Annotated in this window: 26 protein-coding genes, 1 tRNA gene and 1 pseudogene; 11 read left to right on the top strand and 17 right to left on the bottom strand. The window is 38.2% G+C overall.

From position 1 onward, the window contains the following. The first annotated feature begins 132 nt into the window (after positions 1–132). Positions 133–1242 (top strand): hypothetical protein, encoded by a 1110-nt coding sequence (locus tag H3U73_RS06990; RefSeq protein WP_198190261.1) that lies wholly within the window; start codon positions 133–135, stop codon positions 1240–1242. A 100-nt stretch (positions 1243–1342) separates the two neighbouring features. Here H3U73_RS06990 and H3U73_RS06985 read toward each other — a convergent pair whose 3' ends face one another. Genes H3U73_RS06985 through mltG form a run of 6 tightly spaced genes read right to left on the bottom strand, consistent with a single transcriptional unit; the run spans position 1343 to position 5914 of the window. Then, entirely contained in the window at positions 1343–2134 is a 792-nt protein-coding gene (locus tag H3U73_RS06985; RefSeq protein WP_198190260.1) for an MBL fold metallo-hydrolase, read from the bottom strand. Between the two features lie 2 nt (positions 2135–2136). Next, complete coding sequence (locus H3U73_RS06980) at positions 2137–2913, bottom strand: TatD family hydrolase (protein WP_198190352.1); 777 nt, start codon at positions 2911–2913, stop codon at positions 2137–2139. Then, a complete protein-coding gene (locus tag H3U73_RS06975) occupies positions 2913–3272 on the bottom strand; it encodes a PilZ domain-containing protein (protein ID WP_025330085.1) in 360 nt (119 codons plus the stop codon). The genes H3U73_RS06980 and H3U73_RS06975 overlap by 1 nt, the downstream gene beginning before the upstream one ends. A 9-nt stretch (positions 3273–3281) precedes the next feature. Next, positions 3282–4271, bottom strand: a complete 990-nt coding sequence (gene holB / locus H3U73_RS06970) for a DNA polymerase III subunit delta' (protein ID WP_078474248.1) — start codon at positions 4269–4271, stop codon at positions 3282–3284. Continuing rightward, complete coding sequence (gene tmk / locus H3U73_RS06965; protein WP_025330087.1) at positions 4268–4894, bottom strand: dTMP kinase; 627 nt, start codon at positions 4892–4894, stop codon at positions 4268–4270. Before tmk ends, holB begins: the two co-directional genes overlap by 4 nt. Before the next feature lie 15 nt (positions 4895–4909). Further along, positions 4910–5914 (bottom strand): endolytic transglycosylase MltG, encoded by a 1005-nt coding sequence (mltG, locus tag H3U73_RS06960; RefSeq protein ID WP_198190259.1) that lies wholly within the window; start codon positions 5912–5914, stop codon positions 4910–4912. 238 nt (positions 5915–6152) lie between these two features. Between mltG and H3U73_RS06955 the strand changes: the two genes are divergently transcribed. Next, positions 6153–6228, top strand: a tRNA-Ala gene (locus H3U73_RS06955). A gap of 51 nt (positions 6229–6279) precedes the next feature. Here H3U73_RS06955 and H3U73_RS06950 read toward each other — a convergent pair. From H3U73_RS06950 to H3U73_RS06910, 10 genes and pseudogenes are all read right to left on the bottom strand, one after another. Beyond that, positions 6280–7020, bottom strand: coding sequence for a site-specific integrase (locus H3U73_RS06950; protein WP_198190258.1), 741 nt, complete (start codon positions 7018–7020; stop codon positions 6280–6282). A 744-nt stretch (positions 7021–7764) separates the two neighbouring features. Beyond that, positions 7765–8028 carry an ORF6C domain-containing protein gene (locus tag H3U73_RS06945; protein WP_084551457.1) on the bottom strand — a complete coding sequence of 88 codons (264 nt, stop codon included), beginning with the start codon at positions 8026–8028 and terminating at the stop codon, positions 7765–7767. Positions 8029–8079: 51 nt separating this feature from the next. Next, positions 8080–8176: pseudogene (locus tag H3U73_RS10835) on the bottom strand (Bro-N domain-containing protein); the annotation flags it as partial. A 676-nt stretch (positions 8177–8852) separates the two neighbouring features. Next, the gene (locus tag H3U73_RS06935) at positions 8853–9320 is read right to left on the bottom strand and encodes a single-stranded DNA-binding protein (RefSeq protein ID WP_198190256.1); all 468 of its coding nucleotides are present in this window, start codon (positions 9318–9320) and stop codon (positions 8853–8855) included. A gap of 12 nt (positions 9321–9332) precedes the next feature. After that, a complete protein-coding gene (locus H3U73_RS06930) occupies positions 9333–9584 on the bottom strand; it encodes a hypothetical protein (RefSeq protein ID WP_174829823.1) in 252 nt (83 codons plus the stop codon). A 215-nt stretch (positions 9585–9799) separates the two neighbouring features. After that, positions 9800–9934, bottom strand: a complete 135-nt coding sequence (locus H3U73_RS10745; RefSeq protein WP_255454428.1) for a hypothetical protein — start codon at positions 9932–9934, stop codon at positions 9800–9802. A gap of 235 nt (positions 9935–10169) precedes the next feature. After that, positions 10170–10994, bottom strand: a complete 825-nt coding sequence (locus tag H3U73_RS06925; protein ID WP_198190255.1) for a hypothetical protein — start codon at positions 10992–10994, stop codon at positions 10170–10172. A gap of 162 nt (positions 10995–11156) precedes the next feature. Next, positions 11157–11495, bottom strand: coding sequence for a hypothetical protein (locus H3U73_RS06920; RefSeq protein ID WP_084551453.1), 339 nt, complete (start codon positions 11493–11495; stop codon positions 11157–11159). A gap of 83 nt (positions 11496–11578) precedes the next feature. Continuing rightward, positions 11579–12415 carry a hypothetical protein gene (locus tag H3U73_RS06915; protein ID WP_174829825.1) on the bottom strand — a complete coding sequence of 279 codons (837 nt, stop codon included), beginning with the start codon at positions 12413–12415 and terminating at the stop codon, positions 11579–11581. A gap of 188 nt (positions 12416–12603) precedes the next feature. Then, complete coding sequence (locus tag H3U73_RS06910) at positions 12604–12975, bottom strand: hypothetical protein (RefSeq protein WP_198190254.1); 372 nt, start codon at positions 12973–12975, stop codon at positions 12604–12606. Between the two features lie 807 nt (positions 12976–13782). Between H3U73_RS06910 and H3U73_RS06905 the strand changes: the two genes are divergently transcribed. Next, a complete protein-coding gene (locus tag H3U73_RS06905) occupies positions 13783–14529 on the top strand; it encodes a LexA family transcriptional regulator (protein ID WP_198190253.1) in 747 nt (248 codons plus the stop codon). 62 nt (positions 14530–14591) lie between these two features. Here H3U73_RS06905 and H3U73_RS06900 read toward each other — a convergent pair whose 3' ends face one another. Beyond that, complete coding sequence (locus tag H3U73_RS06900) at positions 14592–15314, bottom strand: S24 family peptidase (RefSeq protein WP_084551449.1); 723 nt, start codon at positions 15312–15314, stop codon at positions 14592–14594. Positions 15315–15687: 373 nt separating this feature from the next. Between H3U73_RS06900 and H3U73_RS10740 the strand changes: the two genes are divergently transcribed. The 8 genes from H3U73_RS10740 to H3U73_RS06860 are packed head-to-tail and all read left to right on the top strand — an operon-like array spanning position 15688 to position 18582. Beyond that, entirely contained in the window at positions 15688–15858 is a 171-nt protein-coding gene (locus tag H3U73_RS10740) for a helix-turn-helix domain-containing protein (protein WP_172397074.1), read from the top strand. A gap of 42 nt (positions 15859–15900) precedes the next feature. Further along, positions 15901–16254 carry a hypothetical protein gene (locus H3U73_RS06890; protein ID WP_198190252.1) on the top strand — a complete coding sequence of 118 codons (354 nt, stop codon included), beginning with the start codon at positions 15901–15903 and terminating at the stop codon, positions 16252–16254. Between the two features lie 14 nt (positions 16255–16268). Then, on the top strand, positions 16269–16529 hold the full coding sequence (locus H3U73_RS06885) for a hypothetical protein (protein WP_198190251.1): 261 nt from the start codon (positions 16269–16271) through the stop codon (positions 16527–16529). Further along, on the top strand, positions 16522–16872 hold the full coding sequence (locus H3U73_RS06880) for a hypothetical protein (RefSeq protein WP_084551488.1): 351 nt from the start codon (positions 16522–16524) through the stop codon (positions 16870–16872). Before H3U73_RS06885 ends, H3U73_RS06880 begins: the two co-directional genes overlap by 8 nt. After that, positions 16802–17149, top strand: coding sequence for a DUF1064 domain-containing protein (locus H3U73_RS06875; protein ID WP_084551487.1), 348 nt, complete (start codon positions 16802–16804; stop codon positions 17147–17149). The genes H3U73_RS06880 and H3U73_RS06875 overlap by 71 nt, the downstream gene beginning before the upstream one ends. A gap of 2 nt (positions 17150–17151) precedes the next feature. Further along, on the top strand, positions 17152–17751 hold the full coding sequence (locus H3U73_RS06870) for a DUF1367 family protein (RefSeq protein WP_198190250.1): 600 nt from the start codon (positions 17152–17154) through the stop codon (positions 17749–17751). Between the two features lie 2 nt (positions 17752–17753). Continuing rightward, complete coding sequence (locus H3U73_RS06865; protein WP_198190249.1) at positions 17754–18047, top strand: DUF1364 domain-containing protein; 294 nt, start codon at positions 17754–17756, stop codon at positions 18045–18047. Between the two features lie 10 nt (positions 18048–18057). Next, a complete protein-coding gene (locus H3U73_RS06860; RefSeq protein WP_198190248.1) occupies positions 18058–18582 on the top strand; it encodes a hypothetical protein in 525 nt (174 codons plus the stop codon). Positions 18583–18651 lie beyond the last annotated feature (69 nt).

Raw genomic sequence — 18651 nt, 5'->3', positions numbered from 1 at the left:
ACTCTGTATCTGAATCAGTAATTATTAAAAATAATTGTTTTACTTAGTTTTATTCAGAGCTGTCATTAATTTTTGTGATTCTGATATAGACAATAATAGTTATCATAATTAAATGTGGACAGGATGCGGTCTATGGCTTACTACACCGAAATTTTTACTCCGGAAACATATCAGGCTTTTACTCAATCAGATCGAACGATTGATGGTTTTTATGAACGACATAAAGAGGTTGCGAAACGGGTTAAAGCCGGAGATATTTTAGTTTGTTATGTTACCCGCATCTCTCGCTGGTGTGGTTTACTTGAAATACTAGATAACGAACCGTTTAGGGCTATTAAACCTGATTTTGTAGAAACAGACGATCAGCATGTTTTGTGTTTTCATGTACGACCAAAAGTATGGTTATCCTTACCTGATTCAATCCCAATTCGTGACGATAAAATCTGGCAGCATCTTTCTTTTACTCAGTCATATCCTAAAAATAGTAGTATCTGGACCGGTATTCTGCGAAACAGTTTAAATAAACTTAATGATAAAGACGGAGAGTTATTGGCAGAGATGCTATCGATGCAGGCTAATAATCCTTTTCCATATCCTTTAGATGAAAAAGAGTTGAAAAGCTTAAAAAAACATACTGTGAATCGTGTAGATAAGGTCGTTCAAGTTTCTGTGCCTGAAAATGATGAATCTATAGATGATAATGAAGGCAGTCAAAATAATGATGTTCGTGAATCAATTAAAATGCAGGCATTACTGGCTCAGATAGGAGCTTGTATGGGACATCGAATTTGGTTACCTAAGGCAGATCGCAGCAGAGTCTTAAAAGAATGGAACAAAGGTACCGAAGCTTTATTGGACAGATTACCGCTTAATTATGATGAAGCGACAATAAGTACGATTGAACAAATAGATGTTATTTGGTTAAAAGGGCGTTCAATTGTTCGGGCGTTCGAAGTAGAGCATACGACTTCGGTTTATTCAGGTTTATTAAGAATGGCCGATTTACTTGCACTGCAACCGAATATGAATATCAAATTACATATTGTTGCACCCGATTACCGACAGGAAAAGGTTTTTCAGGAAATACTCAGACCGGTTTTTTCTCTTTTAGAGAAAGCCCCTTTATCTGAAATTTGTAGTTATATTTCTTATAGTAAACTGAAAGAACTCAGTAAACAAAAGCATTTAGACAGAATGAATGATGGTGTATTGGATGATTATGATGAACAAGCAGAATTGTAATTTTGATTTATTTTTCAAAATTTAAATTGATGATTTTTATAATTAAAATATAGTAAAAATTTATTATTAGTAATGTTAAGATATTTATGATAAAAGTATATTAATAATAGCTGCTTACAATTAAACCATCATAAGCCGGTGCACAATTTTTGGGGCAGCGTCGTTTTAGTGCCCGGTATTCCTGATGATGAGTCATATGAATAAAGTAAGTTTGTCTGGCATTGATACGCTTAGCATAAGTAAAAGCTTGTTCAGTACTCAGATGACTTGGATATGGGGTATCCATCAAGCAATCGAGAAAGAGATAATCTAGCCCGTTTAAGTACGGAAATATAGATTCATCTATATGGTTAAGATCGGTAAACCAGGCGATATTGCCGATACGAAAGGCACTGGTTGTCCAACTACCATGCGGTACACCGAAGTGCCATACAGGTACACCTTCAATAGTCAGAACGCTATTTTTACCTTGATTCAATGGCAGTTCATATGCACGTAATACCGGCCGGTTCCAATGGTTATTCTGTTCCAGAAAGGCATAATCGAAACGGTTCTGAATATTAGACAAGGTGTCATGGTGTCCGTAAATAGGCATTGCTGCACGTTGTCTGTAGCAGAATGTACGCAAATCATCAATGCCGTTTAGGTGGTCTGCATGAGGATGAGTATAAAGTACCCCATCGATACGCTGCAGTTCATGTTGTAAGGCCTGATGGTAAAAATCAGTACCAGTATCAATTTGCCAGTATTGTTCACCAATCTGTACATGTGCACTGCAACGGGTACGCCGGTTTTTGGGATCTGTGCTGATACATGTAGGACAGTCACACCCAATAACCGGTGTACCGGATGAGCTGCCGCAGCCAAGTACAGTAACGGTAATCTGTGTCATGGCTAATTGCGGATTGGTGGAATTTTATTAAAAAGCCGATAGGTATTAGCCGTTGTAGCTTCTTCTATGTTGGTAATGCTGTCTCCGCGCAGTTGTGCTACAAATTCGGCAGTATAACGCACGTAAGCCGGTTCATTTTGTTTACCGCGTTTAGGCACAGGTGCCAGATAGGGAGCATCAGTTTCCACTAGTATCCGGTCTAACGGAACATAGCGACAGGCTTCCTGTATCTGTATGGCATTTTTAAAGGTTACAATTCCGGAAAAGGAAATATAAAAACCTAAATCCAGTACAGCTTTGGCAAATGCAGTATCTTCTGTAAAACAGTGAATCACACCTTGTTGTGCTTGATTTTCATGCAATAAGCGCAATGTATCGCTGGCAGCTTCCCGGGTATGGATAATCAGAGGCAAGCCGGTCTGATTAGATGCCTGAATATGCGTACTGAAGCGCTGATGCTGCCATGCCAGATCTCCGCTACACCAATGATAATCGAGTCCGGTCTCTCCGATACCCACTACTTTTGGATGTCGGGCAGCGGCAACCAATTCATCCACGCTCATTTCTACTGAATTCTGATCTTCAGGATGAACACCAACACTGGCAAACAGATTGGTATGTTGTTCTGCCAGCGCCAGTACTTCAGCAGCGCTGGTACGGTCTACACTAATAGCAATAGTCTGACCTATGTCTGCCTGAACCATATTGTCCAGTATTTGCGGCAATCTGGCTGCCAGATCAGGCATATTTAAATGACAATGTGAATCGATAAGCATGATTACAAAGTATAGGTAGGGCGTTCGCTTAACAGTATTCCGGGCAAAATATCTTCAATTGACTGCTTTACTGCAATGCTATCTTCATCTTTACCAAATGCCAGCCCGATTCCCTGTGGCTGCCCGGTGGAAGTGGTAGCAGTGTTGATCCATACTACTGTGGTACGCAAATATTTGGCTTCGTTGAATTCTGGCAAGTTAACGACCAGTAATACTTCTTCACCCATATTAAATGTATCAGTGGTAGGGGCAAACAGACCGCCATGCTGCAGAAAAGCCATGTAACTGCGATACAGTTCCGGTTTGTCGGGTATCGTTAAATTGAGCATTTTGCCCGGCAGATTAACAGGAGCTTCAGCCATAGATTTCCTTTAAGATTTTGTGTTTTTTTGCTGCCAAATATTCAGATATTCAATTAATAAATCTTCCAGCTGCATTTTAACATTGAGTGTATGTTTACCGTAAGGGGTAAGTTTGTTTACTTTATCAATTAAGGCAAACAACGATAATGTATCTGCCTGCCGGCTAATCTCATTTAACGCTTTACTCCATGCAGGGTAATACATGGGTTGCATATTTTGCTGGGCCAGTGACAGATCAAGTAACCATTTAGCCAGCCAGTCGAGAAAAGTAGCCAGAGCCAGTTTGTGTTTATCAAAAGTAGCGGCATAATCCAGCAAAGCAATCAGACGCGGCTTAACCAGCAAGGCGATTAATTCGTTACGAAGCCGGGTATGGCTGTCGTTTTCATTAAACAAGGGGGCTCCGCCGTGAAAGGCTAGTAGTTCAGCTGCATTATCTCCGTGTTGCTGCTGTGCATAAGCCAGTGCCTGTGCAGGCGCCGGTATGGTCAACACCACTTGCCGGCAGCGGCTTTTAATTGTTGGTAACAGACGGTCTTTCTGATGGCTTACCAGAATAAATACCATACCTTGCGGCGGTTCTTCCAGAATTTTCAGCAGGGCGTTGGCTGCCTGCAGATTCATATTTTCTGCCGGATAAATCAGAGCTACACGCTTGCCGCCACGATGAGCACTCAGATGAGCAAAATCCAGAACGTTCCGTATAGTTTCTACCTTAATCAGTGGCTGTTTACGTTCTCCGCCTTCGCCATCTGTTTCATCGGGGGTAACCAACAGAAAATCGGGATGGCTGTGCTGACTGTATAAATGACAGGATGTACATTCACCACACGGCTGATGATTAGTACCCAGCGACTCGCACAATAATGCTTGTGCCAGATATTCAGCAAATTCCCGTTTACCAATTCCCGGATGACCATAAAGCAGCCATGCATGCGGTTGTTGCTGCCAGTGTCGGGCTATCTGTTGCCAGACTGGTTCAAGCCATGGATAAATCATGAATCTAATCCAAACAACTGTGCTAATCCTTGGTTAATTTGCTGTGCCACATCCTGAAGATTCAAACTGCTATCAATAATAGAATAGCGTTGGGGTGTGGCCGCAGCTCGTTCCAGATAGACAGCGCGAGTGTGCTCAAAAAACGCAGTATCCAGTTGTTCAAAGCGGTCAGGATGGCTATTTTGGCTGAGACGTTGCTGTGCAACTGTAAGAGGTACATCCAGTAATAAAGTTAAATCGGGCTGAAAACCTTGCTGCACCCAGTTTTCCAGAATAGTGATATCTGTCAGCGGTAAACCACGACCACCTCCCTGATAGGCGAATGTAGCATCGGTAAAACGATCACTGACTACATGTATGCCTTTTTCCAGTGCCGGTTTAATAACCTCATCCAGATGCTGCTGGCGTGCAGCAAATATCATCAGAGTTTCAGTACGGGCATTAGCATGAGTAGCCGGGTTTAATAATAATTCGCGTAATGCCTCACCAATGGGCGTACCGCCGGGTTCACGGGTAAAGAGTACCGGCAGCTGATGTTTTTCAAACCAGTTACGTATGGTATTGAGGTTGGTTGATTTACCGGCACCGTCAATTCCATCCAGAGTAATAAATTTTGCTTTCATCTATAGTTAACCCGGTTAATGCTTTTTCAGAATATATTGGCGGACAGCAGCATTGTGTTCATTCAGATTGTGGCTGAACTGGCTGCGTCCTGTACCATCATTTCGCGCTACAAAGTAAAGATAATTGTTACTGGCCGGATGTGCCGCTGCTTCGAGTGCTGCTTTACCCGGCAACGCAATAGGAGTAGGCGGCAGACCGGAACGAGTATAAGTATTGTATGGTGTATCACGGCGCAAATCCGCTTTTCCAATCTTGCCTTTATAACGGGAACCCATACCATAAATGACAGTAGGATCTGTTTGTAATCTCATATGCTGATTCAGCCGGTTAACAAATACAGCTGCCACATTGTTTCTGTCTTCAGCATGGCCGGTTTCTTTTTCGATCAGGCTGGCCATAATTAGTAAATCATAGGCAGACTGATAGGGTAAATCACTGCGACGCTCTTCCCATGCAGCCTGTAAATGTCGCTGCATCGTATTAAATGCCTGCTGATAAAGAGATAAATCACTACTGTCTGAACTAATATCATAAGTAGCCGGAAAAAACAGTCCCTCCGCCTGAGTGTAATTACTTTCAGCATTTAGCTGCTGTAGCAATTTGTTGTCAGGCCAGTCTTTCGTAATATGCTCAATATCCGGTGTGTTATCAATTAACCTGCGCATTTGCGCAAATGTACTGCCTTCAATAATCTGCACCGTAATACTGTCTGGTTTACCGTTGCGCAGCCTTTGTAAAATCTGCCAGCTGGAAGCTGAATGGGGAATGCGATAATTACCCCGATTGATTTTATCTCCCATACCCAGCATATAAGCAGTACCGACAAAAACCAAGCGGCTATAAATCACATCATTAGCAGATAAATTACGACTTACTCCGCTAATGCCGTAGCCAGCCGGTACTTTTAACCGATAGCCTGTATTGCTTTTAGGCAGGAATAAAAGTGTTGCCCACACCAGCGCAAATACCAGTAAGCCTGTTAATATTAAAAGTATAGTCTGTCTTTTTTTGCGCTGCATAAACGCTTTCCTGTTTGAGAACAAAAAATCTGGGTTAGCATGTAAGTATAAGTTTAATTATCAGATGCGACTACTTTATCAATCCATGTTTATTATGGGATAAGTGTTATATTTAAAATCATACCGGTTGAAAACCATATTTTCTCTTATTCTCAGCAAAGATTGAATCAGGGCTTGCAAAATTCGGTAGTTCAGGTAAAATGCGCAACCTGTTCAGCAGTAACTCGCTGTATACAGTGGGGGTATAGCTCAGTTGGTAGAGCGCTTGCATGGCATGCAAGAGGTCAGCGGTTCGATCCCGCTTACCTCCACCAATTTACATCAAAGATTCAATAAAAAAAGCCACATTCGCACTGTGGCTTTTTTTATTGAAGCTTAGCTGGTGTCAATTTGGTGTCAATTTGCGCCGAGTTTGTCGCGTACTGTTTTAAGTGCTCAACATTCATATGCACATATCTTTTTACCATCTTCTCACTAGACCAGTCGCCTAACTCAGTTAGTTGCCGCGTGGGTGTCCCTTGTACTGCGTGATTAGTTGCCCACGTATGCCGGTTATCATGAAATCTATAATTTTCAATCTTGGCTCGCTTTAATGCTTTTTTCCATGCGGTGCCGGCAGGGTTTTTAATTGGCTTACCGTTGTAAGTAAAGACATTCGTTTTATGCTTACCTCGCTGGCTTAAAATTGCGCTCATGGCTTCATCATTTAGCTGAATTCCTATGGGCTTTGATGATTTTGCCTGAGTAGCAAAAATCCATGCGATCCTTCGCGATAAATCAATTTGCGACCATTTCAAGCCTGCAACATTCGCCCTTTTTAAACCTGTCGCCAGTGCAAAAGTTACAATTGGTTTTAAATGCTCTGGCAGCTCCTTGAACAATCTTTCTTTTTCCATAGCGGTAAGCCATCGCTCCCTTGGTTCTGGCTCCTTGAGCATCTCAATATCTGGTACTTTAGGCAGCCATCCCCATTTATTAGCAGCTAATAAAACAGTTTTAACTTGATTCAAATACGCATTTACTGTCCTTGGTTTACGTCCTTGATTCAGCTTAGCGTCGCGTATTTCGCGAATATTTACACGCTCAATCTGATTAACCGTGAGCATATCAAGAAAATGATCCAGCCAGCGTAAATATGATAATGTGGTTTTATCCTCCTGTTTATGCGGGTTTTCTTTTAATCATTCAACAACACATTCGCGCCATGTGTATTCACGGCTATAACCAAGCTTTTGCACCTCAAACATTTCATAATAATGTTTAGCTGCTAATTCATTCGCTTGTTTTTTGTCGTCAGTCCCAGCAGCCTGCCGTATTCGCTGTCCGTTACATTCACTCGGTACAATTTACTCTCTCCGATAAATATAAACTGTTATATTTTCATGTGTATGATAAATTAAAATATCTCGAACAAAAAAACAAAAAAGATGGCTTCTTCTATAGAGCAATGCACGTAATTTTTATTATTTCCAGGATCTCCACTTACAAAAATTCCATATAAATATTTATCTGGTTCCTTTAAATAATTGCCAATCATGGTAATCTCCATTAAAAAGTCGCTTAAAAGCGGCTTATCATATTAAAAAATTTAATATTGATTACTTATTTGTATTTTGGTTACAACGTAGCTATTTTAAAGTGAGGCCAAAAACTGTCATAGGGATATTTTCAAAATGCAGTAAAATGTGTCCCTTTTGTGCCTCCTTATCAAGTTTGACATTTGTTCAATAATCCAGCTATATCGGTTCGATAATTCAACTATATTGTTTTATAGAACAACAAATAAATTTCTCCAAAATAAAAGCCAGCAATTAGCTGGCTTGTTTTTGTTACAGAATCAAATAATAATTTTAGTCGGCCTTGATACAGTTATAACCGTTGATATTCTCTGCATATGTAACTTTGTAATTTTCGACAATTACCAGCCAGCGTCCGTCCTGATTCATATTAGATAATGCAGACTGATTATTGATTGGCTTAACTGAGCCACCTAAAAATGAAAGTGCCTCATCAAAATTCTTAGCAAGAATGTCTTGGTATCTGGGTACTTTAAACTTGGTATAGAGACTTCTATACACAGACTGATATGTTTTGCCTGTTTGGGCAGCATTCATTATTAAGTACAGCCTCTTTAATCAAATATTGCTGCTGCTTATTTAATGTTAGAGAGTAGCCGCCTGTTTTACGGATAGAGGGCAGGACTTCACTAGTTACCCATTTCTTAAACTGTTTAGCCTCAGTTTTGTGACTATGTAATATAAGTCAGTAAAAGATAAGTCAGTAAAAGCCGCTTTCATTGATGATGTTATAGCTCTGAGCACCTCGCCCAGCTCGATCCTCATTATTAATGAGGGTTGTCTTTTCATTACTATACTATCATCTTCATCAGTTTTAATTTCAAAAATACCCAAATCTCGTCGTTTTCTATTGACTTTTTTTCCACCCGGACACAAATCCGATTGCCCGGATTCTTCAATTTGTAATTGTATATGTGTTTCATCAATTTTTTTAAAGATACCGTCCGAATAATAAAAACAATCGTTACCACATTCAGAAGTGGTCGTTGAAAAGTAAGTACCATCAGCCTTAAGATATAAAATTGGACTATAACGAAATCTAAAACTATCTGAATCCTGTTTTACATCTTTATATATCATATATGAATCAACTTTATCATTTATAACGGAACTAATACTAATTGCCCGAGTGCCATTGCCATATTCCCAAAAATTACTTATTTCACTTTGTGCGAAACAGGTAATTGGAAGCAATAATAAAAAAAGGATTTTTTTCATAGTTATTTTCTTTCCACAATAAGAAAATTTATATATTTATAATATTACATTTACATTTCTTTGAGTATATAAAAAAACCTTTAAATATTTCAATATTTAAAAGGTTTAATATTTTTGATTTTGATCAATTTAATTTTTTTCAATCAAAACGGAATATCGTCATCAATATCATCTATTGGCGCGGTTGTAGATTCATGTTGAGGCGGTTGCCGATGTGGTGCTGGTGGTGGGTTCGATGATGTAAGTGGTGCAGCGTTATTATTGCCAGAATCAGAACCATCATTACGATTGCTCGGCATTTTCATCTCATTGCCGATAATATTGTATGCCATGCGTTCGATACCATCTTTATCGGTATATTTACGGCTCTGAATTTTGCCCTCAACAAACACTTGGCTACCTTTTCTCAGGTACTGGTTAGCTATTTCTCCTGGTTTGCCGTACAGGGATACGTTATGCCACTCTGTACGAGTCTGGCGTTCTCCATTACGGTCACGCCACTGTTCATCAGTTGCTAGCGAGAAATTCGTTATGGCGTCGCCATTGGGCATATATCGTGTTTCAGGGTCGCGCCCAAGGCGACCAATTAGAATTACTTTATTAACAGACATAATGAAATCCTTTTATGCGACCTGTTTTAGCAGCAAGTCATAATATTCCTGGCAAATTTCTACTTTTTCTTTAATCTTTTCGATTATTTTTTCATCTCTTGTTACCGTAACCGTTGTTAACCTCTTAGCGATAGGAATATCTTCAACCGCATCAATCAACATGGCCGGATTATCGTAAGTACCCAGCAGATTTTCAGGGCAGGGGAATAGCCAAAAATCTATATCAGCTTTATCACAATCAAATAGCCACATATAACCCTGCATCTGATAGATATATCCTGCTTTTTCTGCCTTTTTTTGCGCCTCTTCAATAAAAAACGGGTGAGTGCCTATATCCCAAGAACATTTTGTATCAATAATAAAACGTTCTTTAGGGTCATAAATATCACATTCACCTGTGATCCAGTCATTTTCTAAGCGCGTCTCATAAAAAACCAGCTATTTAGCTGGGCGGGAATGTCAACAATCATCACCTAAAATCATTTAAGCTCTGCATCACCTTTCATGCGTTCGCTATCACTCATGCGCGCATATGTATCAGCTAACCGTTTTACTTCCAGATCTGCCTGGTATTCTTTCTGCTGCATTTGTCTTGCTGTATAACTGCGCTGCATATCTAATTGCTCCTTATCAGACAAAGCAGGGGACACTGAAAGAGCAGCAGACATTAAAAAAACTGCAATAAATCCAGTTATAGAATTTTAATCATGTACAATTCCCTCGTTGTTGCTGTTACATGGGTTAATTTATCGTGTTGGAATATCACCTCTATAGCTAATAAAAAAGCCAGCTATTTAGCTGGCTTATGTTGCTTACTTTATTACTTATTCATATGTTGTGATAACTAAATCAATCGTCATCACTATTTGCATAAATTGTTATCTTTTTCCGATCTGCCTTTATTTTCGCGATTACGTTATTTATAGCTCTAGTTAGCTCTTCTCTTTCAAAATTATTTTTAGGAGCAGGTCCCCAAGTAAGTGATCTAAGCTCTTCTAAATAAGTGTCTGTAGTTTTCACTACCTTAATCAACTCGGCAGGATCAGCATTTAAACAGCCTACTCTATATGTAAAACTATCAGCATATTCAAGCATTATATCATTTGATCTTTTATTTGAAATTACAATGGCTTTTTTAGATTTTAATCTATATACAAATTTTTTTATACCGGTATAACCACCATCAAGAGTTTTCCCTTCCACTTCACCGCAAACATATAGATGTTCTTTGTAGTGGGTATTTACAGACATTTCAACATGATAAAACTCAGCTGAATCAAGATTTTTCAATGTATTTCTAACCGCCTCTTTTGCTTCCGCGATGAGTTTAGAGTGCATGAAGTAAACTGCTGTACCGGTAATCAGTGCAATTACAACAACCAAAATCAGATACAGTTTTTTATTACCCTGTTTTGTCTTTGCTGGTGGCTGTGGTTTTGCTTTTTCTACTGATTCAGGCTCAGGCGGAGGGGTTAAAAGTTCTGGATATTCTGCAAATAAACGAGTATTGTATTGTTTGCGCGCCTCTACATCTAAAAGATTTAGTTTGCATAGTTTTAAATCCTCTAAAGTAATTGTCTGTTGCTGCGCTGCTTGCTTCATTGCCTTGGCAATGTCTGAGCGTGATGCTGTCGGCTTTATATTTAAAAGTGCATATAAATTTTTAATGTCCATTATGTTCCCCTTGATACATTTCAAAATGTTAACACAGCACACAGAAAATGTTAAATAATGTTAAATATGTCTACTAATCAATCCAAGCACACTTGTTTAAATGTGCTTGGATTGATTAGCTTAGGCTTGAAATTAAAGCCAGCATTTTGGCTGGCTTTTGATTTAATTAGCATGCTTTAAAATATAATCAGTTAGGATTTTTCTTGCTTCTAATGATAGATGGCTTAATAGTTGTCTTACTGTCATATCTTTATGGCAGCCCAATACAAGTGCCTTAACTATTCCATTTATAAGTCTGTCCGCTTCATCAGAATATTTTGTAGCTTCTCCAGCGATATATACCAGTTCATCGTCTCCAAGCTTTTCCAGTATTTCTTGTTTCTTTTCTTTGGCTGCGTCACTTACTCTTTGCGAGGCTTCCTCATACGCTATCAAATCATGGTATCCGACAGGTTCTGGGTTTGTTGTATTTTCATTCCAACTATTAATAACCCTATTCATTTTTTTAACCTATTAAAAAAGCCAGCTATTAGCTGGCTTGTGTTGCTTACTTTGTTACTTATTCATATGCTGTGATAACTGAATCAATCGTCATCACTATTTGTATAAATTGTTAGCTTTTGCTCTTCTGCCTTTGTCTTCGCGGATAAGTTAGCTATAGATTTAGCTAGCTCTTCTCTTTCAAAACTATTTTCAGAAACTTTTCTTTTGTCAATAAGAGATAAAACCTTTCCTGCATAATCGCCTGTAGTTTCCATTGCCTTAAGTAATTCTGCAGGATCAGTATTTAAACAGCCTACTCTATATAAAGTACTATAATAATATTCAACAATTACACTATCTGGTCTTTTATCTGGGATTACAGTGGCTTTTTTAGATTTTAATTCATATACAAATTTTTCTTTACCAGCATAACCTCCAGCAAGAGCTCTCGCATTCATTTCACCGCAAACATATATCTCTTTGTTGTGGGTATTTACAACCTTTTTAACATCATAAAACTTGGCTGAATCAGGATCTTTCAATAAATCTCTAACCGCCTCTTTTGCTTCTGCGATGGGTTTAAAATGTTTGAAATAAGCCACAGTACCAATCAGCACAATTGCAGCGGCTACAACAACCAAAATCAGATACAGCTTTTTATTGCCCTGCTTTGTCTTTGCTGGTTCTAATGGCTTAACTTCTTCTGCTTTTTCGGATTTCGGTTCAGGCGGAGGGGCTAAAAGTTCCGGGTATGCGGAAAATAAACGTTCGTCATATTTATTGCGTTCCTCTTCATTTAAAAGATATTGTTTACACAGCTTTAAATCATCTAAAGTGATTGTCTGTTGCTGCGCAGCTTGCCTCATTGCCTTGGCAATGTCTGATTGTGATGCTGTCGGCTTTATTTTTAAAAGCGCATATAAATTTTTAAAGTCCATTATTTATTCCTTTGCTGGGTAATGAAATGTTAACACAGCACCCGATGAAGGTTAAATAATAGACTTTAAACCTAGGTATCTAATTTACATGTTTTCTTCCTTTTCGTTAGAATTAAAAAGCCAGCGGTTAGCTGGCTTTATTCACCTCATAGTTGAATTGTTAAAATTTCGATTGATTCATAGATCAATTAATTAGATACAGAGGCTTGTCTTTCATTCTGCAGATGGCACGCCAAAGACATAATATGTGTTAAGCAATTATTAACACCGCCTAATAATGATGTGATATTACTTGCAAACTCCAAAAAATCCTCAAGCTTTAAATAAGCAATAACATCTTTATTAGCATATCCCATATGTAGCATACTTAATGCTTCTAGTATCGTGTTGGAATTATCCGATACGTTAATGCAGCACGATATAATATCCGCTAAGTCCTCTTCGCTAATATGCTTAAACTGCTCATCAATTGGCGTTGCGTAACTATTTACAACTCCCACAATATCAGCATTAGATATCAAATTAGCCAAATCATCATAATAACTAGAAAATTTACTCATGATTAATACCCCGGACTTATTAACTGAATTAATAAAATGATAAAAAGATATAGAAATTATTTCTGTTTATCTTTGGTTATGCTGATTGATTTAAGCTGCCAAACTCTTCCCAGTCTTTTCTGATAATAGTTCGCGCATTTCTTAAATTACTGACGTTGTAATATCCCTCTATATCAGGCGTTATCTTGTTCACCTCTTTAGGAAAAATTAAAACATAATGTCAATTAGAAACTTGCAGCACTAGCAATCTGGTCGGGCGATGTTCCCAACAGGCATACTCACTAGCTCGCCCGTATATCAACTTAAAGTATGAAAAAGAATTTAAATTTATAATTTATAAAAATAGTAAGTTTTCATTACGTTTCCTTTCTTTGAAAATTTAATATTAATTTAACTTTTGTTGTTTCATGAATCTATCAAAAATTAATATTTAAAGTCGTTCTCCTTTCATAAAGTTCTTTGGATTTTTAGACTTTTCTGTTTGTAAGTCCTACATGAACTTACCAATTTTGTTTCGGCCGCCCGCGAAGGCTTAACGGCTTGCCAGCAAGCTCCTACTTGCCTCAGGCTTTTATATTCCGCTGCCTTGAGCCGATGCGGATAATGCTACGAATAAAACTAATCAACTGAGTTGATTAGTTTTAATGGTTGGAGTATAGAAAAATAAACAAATTATCTATTATTGACGTTATATTCTGATTTTAAACAATAAAAAGTTTAGAAAACTAAATTTAAAAATAAAAATGGTAGTGATATGTAAAAAATATGTAACAATTAGATATTAAATTAATTTATTGACAGAGCTACATGAATAAGAAAATGCATGAAACAGCAGCAAGATTGTATAAAATCGTGGCGAAAAATAACAATATACACAAGCAAAGTGAATTAGCTCATGTTCTTGGTGTCGTTCAGCAATCAATTGTAAACTGGGAAAAAAGAGGAATCTCAAAACAAGGATTGCTGCTGATTCAGAAAAAATTAAAAATCAATCCAGATTGGTTAGTATCAGGAGTTGGGAATGAATTAATTATCGATAATCCAAACGACGGAATTAATAATCAATCAAATATCGAATTATATGGTGATTTCTTTTTGTATGATGAAAATTCCCTCTTTTCTGGGCATTATGTACTGATACCTTTGTATCATGACACTTATGCACTTGACGCAAAAACAGGTATTTACCGTTATCAATTTAATCAATCTGATTTCAAATTGCCATGTTCCAAAGAATTATTAAAAAAATTTGGCGTCCAAAAAGAGAACGTAGTTTGCATAACAGTTGCCGGCAGCAGTATGGAGCCTGTTTTAAAAGATGGCTCTATTGTAGCTATAGATACATCAAGTAAAATTATTAAGGATGGAAGGATTTATGCGATTAAACAGGGCAGCCTTGTTAGAATCAGAAAATTATATAGAATCGCAAGCGATGTCTTAAAAATTAGTTGTTACAATCAAGAAGATAAAGCATATGCTGATGAGCTAGTAAAAATTGATAAAATAGAGATCATCGGTGTAGCCTTTTGGTGGTCTGTAGTTCAAAGTATTTAAAATTAAATATATAAAGCCGCTAAAAGCGGCTTTTATGCAATATTCATTATTCATTTTAAAATTTATATATCTAGAAAATCCAAGGGCAAAGCTTTCCAAAACTTACCATGGATAACTAACTGGTCTATTTCATTAGGTTTAATGTCAAAATCTGTATCTGAATATAATTTATTATCAGATATTACTTTAATTACACCTGATTTCCCTCTTGCTAATCTTTTGATGTATGTATATCCATCAAATGTAATTAAATAAACACCACTATCTTGAAATTTATCTATATCTGTTTTAATTAATGTAATAGATCGCCTTGGTATTGTTGGCTCCATTGAATCGCCATCAGGAGGCATTAGTTGTACTCCTTGTAAATTAGTTGTTCCTAGTAACTCTAAAAGAGCATCATTAGGAATTTCAATAGTTCTAAGGAGTTCTGGAAATTCAGGAATTATGATTCCTTGACCGCAAGAAGCACTCATATCATATAATTTCAGGGTTGTGGAATTACTATCGGCTGCTTCCAATGGGCTATACATTTTATATGAATCAGATAAATTAGTAGCATAATCTTTATATTTATTTCCTGTTCCATTTGCTAGCCATTGTGCTGAAAATCGTGTTTTCTTCTCTAATTCTAGTAACGGCTTTTTCCCAAGACCTGTATCACCATTAAACCACTGATGAACTAATCCTTTGCTAACCTTAGCAAAATCTGCAAGCTGTGTTTGGGTTTTTAATCCATACTCCCGCATTAATTCATGAAGACGTTCTTTTAGCTTATTTGTCATAGTATAAATGTCCTTTCATTTGTTTAGTATTCTTAAACTATAAAAAGTATAGTTTACTTTACAATATTTAGTAAACTATACTTTTTATAGTTTAAGAATAGATAGAAAGCTAACAAAATGTATGAAAAGGATAATAGATTCATAGAGATATTAGGTAGCGATACGGCTGTAGCAAAATTATGCTGTATAACCGCAGTGCTGTTTCGCAATGGGAAAAATGAGGTATTCCAAAAGCTCAACTAAATTATTTAAAGACACTGCGAAAAGAAGAATATCTAAATACTTTTATAAGTAAAAATTAAAAGTTTTATTAATAACTTTTTAATTAATAGTGTTTATTTTTTCGGCACTAAAAGAATGTGGTTAGTTATGACTGCAATTAAAACCAAGCACGAGTTTAGGTAATTTAAGAGGGTTAGTAATAAATTCCCAATCAGAACAAATTCTGAAATACCTACAGGCAGGTAACGCTTTAACGCCCTTAGAAGCCTTGCGCAAATTTAATTGCCTGAGACTGGGTGTGCGTATCTACGATTTACGATAGAAAGGATATGTCATTAATTCATTCCTTACAATTCACACAGCTATGCATGCAGCAGAAAGTGTATCAGCATTATTCAACGCAGGAGACAAATACCGTGCAGGGCTTGCGTTTAAAACTGCATATGAGCGCATCGTTAGCGAGAAGAAGGCAAAAGGTATACAGCCAGACTGGTACGTTAGCGCAGGGCTTGATAAAGAACAGTTAGCGCAACTAATCACAGAAGCGGCGGCAACAGGGAAAATTACAAACGATTATGCCTTAGCTTTATTGCCGGCAGGCGAAGAGCGCATGAATATTGAAACCAGAAATCTTCTAACCGATAAACAAAAAGAAGAGGGTAAAGCCCGGTTAGGAAATCTGCTTAATTTAATAACGCAAAAATGTGCGATGAATTAACAGGAGATCACATCGTGTCTGAAAATACCTGTATAGCTTACCGTCACTGGATACTGAGAGAAAAAAATAATAAAGGCGAATATGTCCCCCACGAAATGGCGGCACTCGGGTTTGGCATTTGTGCTCATGATGAAAAATGGCACTATTTCCCCGGTCACAGAGAATGTGCAAACAATAAATTTGAGCCTATAGCCGAAGATCTGAGAATAAAGCGCGAAGAGTGGGAAGCCCGAAATAATAAGCGGAGTAAGTATGTCAGGAGGCAGCATGGATAAGCAGCCGGATGATTATGTTGAATCCCCTTATGAACAATATCACGCATGCAGAGCCTTATGGGGAATGGTCATTATTCAGGCATTGCAGGACGCTACTGAAGCTATAGGCGATTCCAGAGATCTGGATAGGGCTGTCAGGCTGGAAATGGGCTATTTCAGGAGTAGAGGTTTTCAAGAAGTCTGTGCCCTCGCAGAAATCGATATAAGCCCGGATGACATTGAAGCAAAGCTGCGTGGCTTAAGAAACTGGAAAAACAAATACTGGAGAAAAGATGTCAAAAAATTTTTACGCACTGGGAAGATTAAAAACCGGACAAAAAAACAAAACAGAGCAGGCATATGAGCTGGAAGTATTAAAGCCGGCCATGCAGGACGGATCAGTAAGCTGGTACCGGTTTGAAGGCGTAAAACTCAGGCTGGCAGATAACACCTTTTACACACCGGATTATTGCGTTATGCGCAGTGACGGCACGATGGAAATGCACGAAGTAAAGGGCTTCTGGCAGGATGATGCAAGGGTAAAAATCAAAGTAGCCGCTGATATGTACCCGCTTAAATTTATTGCGGTAAAACGCCAGGCCAAGAAGAACGGCGGAGGCTGGAGCATTGAGGAATTTTAATCATGGAATTTGTAGCAGTTAAGGCAGTTGATAACAGCTTGCGACCAGTTACAGCAATTGATGCCGATAGTCTCAAAGGAATTAAAGTAGGGCAAGCGGTAAAGATACAAGTAACAAGACAAAAAGACCGGAGCCTGCCTCATCACCGTTTATTCTTTGGCGGCTTACTGCCTTTGGCTTTTGATTACTGGCAACCGGCAGGTGGAGTTATCAGCCCTAAAGAACGGGATGTAGTGCTGTGGGTAGCTAAGAGGCTGGATAAGTTCGCCGGTAATAAAGGCATTATTGTTAAAGCCGCAGAGGAAGCACTTAACTTACTGGCTAAAAAGCGCGCCGAAAAACTACCCGTTATAGACAAAGATATTGATTCATTTCGTCGCTGGCTAACTATTGAAGCTGGACATTTTAATATTTGCGTAACACCGGCTGGTGTGGTGAAAGAACCTAAATCAATAAGTTTTGCCAGTATGAATCAGAACGAGTTTAACGCCTTCTATCAAGCCTGCTTCACCGTTTGCTGGAACATGATTTTATGCAACCGCTTCTCTAGTAAAGATGAAGCACAGCAGGCTATTGACCAGCTTTTGTCTTTAGGGAATTAATCATGAGCAAAATCACCCGATCAGCACGAGGACAGCAATGTCAGGTACGCATGCCCGGTATTTGTAACGGTAATCCTGAAACAGTGGTTTTCGCTCATTACAGACTAGCAGGTAGTTGCGGTACCGGAATTAAACCCAGTGACCTTTTAGGTGCATACGCATGCAGTGCCTGCCATGATGAGGCGGATAGAAGAACAAGGATACTGGATGCAGAAACCGCTCATCTGTACCACGCAGAGGGCGTACTAAGAACGCAACTGCTACTAAACAGCCAGCATTTGATACAAATAGCTTAGGAGCTGAATAATGTATGAATCAATAGATCACATGCTGTGTGAAGTGTTTTTCATAAAAAACACGCTAATCATGGGCAAAAGTAATTCAGCGCGCATTGAGGAATGGATTAAATCCAGAGGTGTAATTGACAGAAGTAAATCAGGGCTAAGCCAGCATGATATGCATGCAAACAGTTCCATGCTATTAACCCGTGTAGAGCGTATTTTAAATGATATTGAATGGACGCTGATTAATGCAGAATACGGCTATAACCTGTCCGGTATTATTGATTTAACAAACTACGTATTAGCCAGAGATTCATATATTCAGCCGTTAGAGTGCGATACCTTGCTGGAATACCTTTTTACTAGGAATAAAACCTATATACAGCTTCAGGATAAATTCGACTGGGGAGCGCAGAGGCTGAACAGGAAGTTATCCCATGTTAAAACCATCATTAACAAGCTGCATTGTGACTGTATAGATAAGCTGGAAGTAGGAATGAGTGATATTTTAGTTAAATTAGGTAAAAATTTGGAATATTCAAGCTTTTAGCATTGAAAAAGCGGGAGTGAAAATTTATAATTATGCTATGTTTCGGATAAGATGTTAGATAAAGATATA

Source organism: Snodgrassella sp. W8124, from assembly GCF_016100875.1.
Taxonomy (GTDB): domain Bacteria; phylum Pseudomonadota; class Gammaproteobacteria; order Burkholderiales; family Neisseriaceae; genus Snodgrassella; species Snodgrassella alvi.
Note: the sequence above shows the minus strand (reverse complement) of the source record. Positions and strands in the feature narration are given on the sequence as shown.

Excerpts from the sequence above, each read along its gene's own strand:
- H3U73_RS06990 (WP_198190261.1), top strand. The coding sequence starts at position 133 with ATGGCTTACTACACCGAAATTTTTACTCCGGAAACATATCAGGCTTTT.
- H3U73_RS06985 (WP_198190260.1), bottom strand. The coding sequence starts at position 2,134 with ATGACACAGATTACCGTTACTGTACTTGGCTGCGGCAGCTCATCCGGT.
- H3U73_RS06975 (WP_025330085.1), bottom strand. The coding sequence starts at position 3,272 with ATGGCTGAAGCTCCTGTTAATCTGCCGGGCAAAATGCTCAATTTAACG.
- holB (WP_078474248.1), bottom strand. The coding sequence starts at position 4,271 with ATGATTTATCCATGGCTTGAACCAGTCTGGCAACAGATAGCCCGACAC.
- tmk (WP_025330087.1), bottom strand. The coding sequence starts at position 4,894 with ATGAAAGCAAAATTTATTACTCTGGATGGAATTGACGGTGCCGGTAAA.
- mltG (WP_198190259.1), bottom strand. The coding sequence starts at position 5,914 with ATGCAGCGCAAAAAAAGACAGACTATACTTTTAATATTAACAGGCTTA.
- H3U73_RS06950 (WP_198190258.1), bottom strand. The coding sequence starts at position 7,020 with ATGCTCACGGTTAATCAGATTGAGCGTGTAAATATTCGCGAAATACGC.
- H3U73_RS06945 (WP_084551457.1), bottom strand. The coding sequence starts at position 8,028 with ATGAATGCTGCCCAAACAGGCAAAACATATCAGTCTGTGTATAGAAGT.
- H3U73_RS06935 (WP_198190256.1), bottom strand. The coding sequence starts at position 9,320 with ATGTCTGTTAATAAAGTAATTCTAATTGGTCGCCTTGGGCGCGACCCT.
- H3U73_RS06930 (WP_174829823.1), bottom strand. The coding sequence starts at position 9,584 with ATGCAGGGTTATATGTGGCTATTTGATTGTGATAAAGCTGATATAGAT.
- H3U73_RS10745 (WP_255454428.1), bottom strand. The coding sequence starts at position 9,934 with ATGCAGCGCAGTTATACAGCAAGACAAATGCAGCAGAAAGAATACCAG.
- H3U73_RS06925 (WP_198190255.1), bottom strand. The coding sequence starts at position 10,994 with ATGGACATTAAAAATTTATATGCACTTTTAAATATAAAGCCGACAGCA.
- H3U73_RS06920 (WP_084551453.1), bottom strand. The coding sequence starts at position 11,495 with ATGAATAGGGTTATTAATAGTTGGAATGAAAATACAACAAACCCAGAA.
- H3U73_RS06915 (WP_174829825.1), bottom strand. The coding sequence starts at position 12,415 with ATGGACTTTAAAAATTTATATGCGCTTTTAAAAATAAAGCCGACAGCA.
- H3U73_RS06910 (WP_198190254.1), bottom strand. The coding sequence starts at position 12,975 with ATGAGTAAATTTTCTAGTTATTATGATGATTTGGCTAATTTGATATCT.
- H3U73_RS06905 (WP_198190253.1), top strand. The coding sequence starts at position 13,783 with ATGAATAAGAAAATGCATGAAACAGCAGCAAGATTGTATAAAATCGTG.
- H3U73_RS06900 (WP_084551449.1), bottom strand. The coding sequence starts at position 15,314 with ATGACAAATAAGCTAAAAGAACGTCTTCATGAATTAATGCGGGAGTAT.
- H3U73_RS06890 (WP_198190252.1), top strand. The coding sequence starts at position 15,901 with ATGCATGCAGCAGAAAGTGTATCAGCATTATTCAACGCAGGAGACAAA.
- H3U73_RS06880 (WP_084551488.1), top strand. The coding sequence starts at position 16,522 with ATGGATAAGCAGCCGGATGATTATGTTGAATCCCCTTATGAACAATAT.
- H3U73_RS06875 (WP_084551487.1), top strand. The coding sequence starts at position 16,802 with ATGTCAAAAAATTTTTACGCACTGGGAAGATTAAAAACCGGACAAAAA.
- H3U73_RS06870 (WP_198190250.1), top strand. The coding sequence starts at position 17,152 with ATGGAATTTGTAGCAGTTAAGGCAGTTGATAACAGCTTGCGACCAGTT.
- H3U73_RS06865 (WP_198190249.1), top strand. The coding sequence starts at position 17,754 with ATGAGCAAAATCACCCGATCAGCACGAGGACAGCAATGTCAGGTACGC.
- H3U73_RS06860 (WP_198190248.1), top strand. The coding sequence starts at position 18,058 with ATGTATGAATCAATAGATCACATGCTGTGTGAAGTGTTTTTCATAAAA.